Origin of the sequence: Anaerophaga thermohalophila DSM 12881, assembly GCF_000191885.1 — a bacterium.
Lineage (GTDB): Bacteria > Bacteroidota > Bacteroidia > Bacteroidales > Marinilabiliaceae > Anaerophaga > Anaerophaga thermohalophila.
The window spans coordinates 1-3,797 of sequence record NZ_AEWI01000095.1; the positions used below are offsets into that span (position 1 = coordinate 1).

6 protein-coding genes are annotated in these 3,797 nt (G+C 35.4%); 1 reads left to right on the plus strand and 5 read right to left on the minus strand.

The window, feature by feature from the left end:
* Positions 1-290: 290 nt before the first annotated feature.
* Positions 291-842: a helix-turn-helix domain-containing protein gene (locus ATH1_RS0115650; protein WP_029164171.1), complete on the minus strand. Its 552-nt coding sequence runs from the start codon at positions 840-842 to the stop codon at positions 291-293.
* Between the two features lie 11 nt (positions 843-853).
* A complete protein-coding gene (locus tag ATH1_RS0115655; RefSeq protein WP_010423880.1) occupies positions 854-1,195 on the minus strand; it encodes a type II toxin-antitoxin system HigB family toxin in 342 nt (113 codons plus the stop codon).
* Between the two features lie 67 nt (positions 1,196-1,262).
* Between ATH1_RS0115655 and ATH1_RS21520 the strand changes: the two genes are divergently transcribed.
* Positions 1,263-1,412, plus strand: a complete 150-nt coding sequence (locus ATH1_RS21520; protein WP_156062771.1) for a hypothetical protein — start codon at positions 1,263-1,265, stop codon at positions 1,410-1,412.
* Positions 1,413-1,439: 27 nt separating this feature from the next.
* Here ATH1_RS21520 and ATH1_RS0115660 read toward each other — a convergent pair whose 3' ends face one another.
* From ATH1_RS0115660 to ATH1_RS0115670, 3 genes are all read right to left on the minus strand, one after another.
* Positions 1,440-2,546 carry a Fic family protein gene (locus ATH1_RS0115660; protein ID WP_010423886.1) on the minus strand — a complete coding sequence of 369 codons (1,107 nt, stop codon included), beginning with the start codon at positions 2,544-2,546 and terminating at the stop codon, positions 1,440-1,442.
* A gap of 237 nt (positions 2,547-2,783) precedes the next feature.
* Entirely contained in the window at positions 2,784-3,200 is a 417-nt protein-coding gene (locus ATH1_RS19735) for a hypothetical protein (protein WP_044115468.1), read from the minus strand.
* Positions 3,201-3,211: 11 nt separating this feature from the next.
* On the minus strand, positions 3,212-3,634 hold the full coding sequence (locus ATH1_RS0115670; protein ID WP_010423892.1) for a hypothetical protein: 423 nt from the start codon (positions 3,632-3,634) through the stop codon (positions 3,212-3,214).
* Positions 3,635-3,797: the final 163 nt, after the last annotated feature.

Below are 3,797 nucleotides of genomic sequence, written 5' to 3' on the forward strand. Positions count from 1 at the left end.
GATAATGGTTCACCCTGTGAAAATTATATTTAACAGGGCAAGCCATACATCCGTTGTCCCGGTAGGATACTATTGGAAGAACAATAGGTTTATCAGGGTTATTGCCCTGTAAAATAGTTATATAGAGCGACTTCGTGTCGCAACAACGCTTGGCTGCGTGCGTTCGCCCGGGGCTATCAAACCCGCTACGAATGTTTCAAGCCGAGAGCGGGTAACAAGGAAAAAAGAAGCTTGCAATATGCTGTGGATGCCACGGCTGGCGTATATAGCTTCGTTATGCGATTTTGCTTCTATGCTATTTCTGTCTTTCTCAATCTGAGTTTTGGTTTATTCAATTTATCAATGGATTCTCTCACTTTATCTCTTGTTTCAGATTGAAGATAAGTTGGAATTAATGTTTTCAAGCTTATCCCTAAAAGTCGATGGATTATTATCAAATCTTTCAACGTGAATTGGGAAACACCATTTATTAATTCACTCATATATGATTTTGGGTGGCCCAGTATCTGTCCCAAATCCTGCTGAGTCATATCAAATTCTTTAAGCTTTTTTCTGATGCTTTCTTTTCGTTTCTGTATGAATTTTTGTTCATAATCAACGATTTCTTCTGCTTTATCAGATTCTTCTATTTGGGAATCGGTTATTTTTTCAAAATCCGACCATTTTCTGCTTTCGTATTCTGATATTAAGTCTCTTATTTTTTCCCGAATGGGTTTTAAATCCGGGTTTTCTTTAATCATTAATCGCAATTTACGCTCAAGCAATGATGCTTTTTGTAAATCATATTCATTTTCAAGTCTTTCGATATTTTCAATTTCTTTTATGTCTTTAATATCTTTCATCGTTCTTTGCTTTAAATCCAATTATTATCTCTCAACCATTTTTTGATGACATTTCGGTTGTTTTTGAAAGTCATTTCATAATCATCATGGTTTCCTGCCCAAACAACTGTTGCTTCTCCATTTTCTTCAAATTCAATTAGGATTAAAGTCCTGTGAATGTTAATATTGAAAAAATAGAACTCTCCACCATAAACACAATCGGCATCTGGTCTGTCATTTGTCAAATCAAGAGGCGTTTCCCAATCATTTTTCTCAATATCGGAAATTAGTTGCCGAACAGCTTTGACCAATTTTGAATTCCCCTGATTTTTCTTAATCAGTTTGCCAAGAATGTGTTTGTTTGTAATTCTCAATTTGTTTTGGGTTTAATCATCTTACGTCAAAGATACGATTAAAGTTCGGAATTAATTAGAACAGTCAGTGTTTTTTTTCGTTGCAATTGCGCAACGTCCCGGCTATATGCGCCTGGGCGTGGTTTCAGACCAGCTGTGGATTTATCAGCTTGAACGCATGGTTGTGGGTAATACAAGACCTTCAATATGCTGTGGATGCCACGACTGGCGTATATAGCTTTGTTGCCGGCTGGGCTTTAATTCTTTATTCAATTAATTCGTAATTTGTACTTCTTCCTCCTTTTTCTGTTTTTTTGAGAATCCCTTTATCAATCAAGTCTTGTATATCTCTTAATGCAGTATCTGGTGAACATTTTGTTATTTTTGCCCATTTAGATGAAGTTAATTTCCCAAAAAAATCTCCATCAAGAATTTTGTTAAGCATTAATTTTTGCCTTTCATTTTGGATTTTTAATGCATTTTCTATCCAGAAATTGTGTTTGCTAATTACTTTTTCTAAAATTATATTAGATTCATTTAGAGCATTTAGTAAACAACTTAAGAACCAGGTAAGCCATTTTGTTATATTTAAATCTCCTTTTTGGGTTTTTTCAAGAATTTCATAATATTCCTTTCTTTCTTGTCTAATTTGGGCTGACATACTGTAAAACCGTTGTGATATTCCATCTGCCCGTGCTAATAGCATATCACTTATTGTTCTGGCAATTCTTCCATTTCCGTCCTCAAATGGATGAATTGTGACAAACCACAAATGAGCAATACCTGCTTTCAATACTAAATCAATTTTTTCATAATTATTGAACCAATCAAGAAAAGTATTCATTTCTTCCTCTATTCGTGTTGCGGCTGGGGCTTGAAAATGAACTTTTTCTTTTCCCATTGGCCCGGAAATCACTTGCATGGGCCCCGTAGAATCATTACGCCAATTACCGACGATGACTTTATACATTCCACTTCTCCCTGTTGGAAATAACGCATAATGCCAATCAAAAAGTCTTTCCTTTGTCAAAGGTTGGCTAAAATTCTGCGTAGCATCAAGCATCATGTCTACAATACCTTCAACATTTCTGTCTGATGGTATTAATCCGGAAATATCCATACCCAATTTGCGAGCAATTGATGAGCGAACCTGTTCTGGGTTGAGTATTTCTCCTTCGATTTCAGATGAACGTAATATTTCAGTTTTTAATGTTTCTAATTCAGCTTGTTGTTTTAGATTAAAACCTAAGGATTCCATCTTGCCAACAATCCTTCCTTGCAGGTTTCTTACCTTTCCAAGTATCTCTATTATTTCTTGGTCATTCCAAGTAAAGTTTGGCCAAAATTCGTTTTCGTAAATGTAAACCTTCATTTTATTCCGCAAATTTTACAGTAAATATAGTGGGTTTTCTCCGCATTTTTTGCGTTGTTTAAAGGCATTTTTCTCCGCATCTGGGGTCATTAGCCTTGCCGGCAACGCTCGGCAATATGGACAGTGGCGGTTTGCGGGCTTCGTCACTATCCACCGTTACAAACCTTGATGCGGGGCAGAATGCTTCAAAACTCCACATACCCCGCCATTGGCTATATTGCGTGTTGTAGCACGTTTTTATTCATCTTCTTCGTCAAACCATACTCTTTTGATAGAATGTTGTACTAAAAATAAACTTCCTTCTCTTTCATAAATGAATCGAACATTTTCATTTTTCAAGTCAAAAATCATATAGTACTTATTACCAACATCGCTTACTACGTCAAATTCATACCTTTCGTTTTCTTCGTCATATTTCTGTGATTTAATCATATATGCCGAAGTAATTGAAGCTGTGGTATGTTTAAACATTGTAAAATCTTTATTATACTCAAAAAATGTAATTTCTTCGTCATCAGTGGAAAATATTGACCACTCTTCTTTTTCATCATCCCAAATACCGTCTTGACGAAAATTTGTTGATATGTTCATTTGAGCGAACACATTTATTGACAAAAAAGTCAATAAGCAAATTGTAATTAGTTTTGCTTTCATAAGCATTAATTTTATTCAAATATTTTATCATACCATTCGTCAACATCTTCTCTTATTAACTCATGATATTTGTAAATAATTAAGGCAAGTTCAAATTCTGCTCTTTTTGATTGATATTCATTTACTGTGAAATATCCATAAAAATTCCCTTCTTTGTCCACAACAACTGGTGGGTCATTTGAGTATGAATTCCATGGTGAATACGAATTATATTCATTACCATAAGTCCCATACTTATTCCATATGCAATTTGAATTATAGCTATTCCCATATTTTCCATATTCATTCCAAATCGAATTTTGGTCATAGCTATTACAATTCAAGCAACCCAAATACACATCATGGTTCTTTCCACCATACAAATGAAGTGTTTGTCCATTGACCACAGCTGTCAGGAATAATCCTGTTAAAATTGTAAAGATTATTTTTTTCATTGCGTCTGTTTTAAATGTGCTACAACGTCCCTACTGTATGCGTCAGGCCGGGGCTTTCAACCCGAAAAGTGTGTGTCAAGCCGTGAGCGTGTAACAAGGAAAAACGAATGCTTGAATATGCTGTGGAGCCCCGGCTGGCGTATACAGTTTTGTTGGGGCCCGT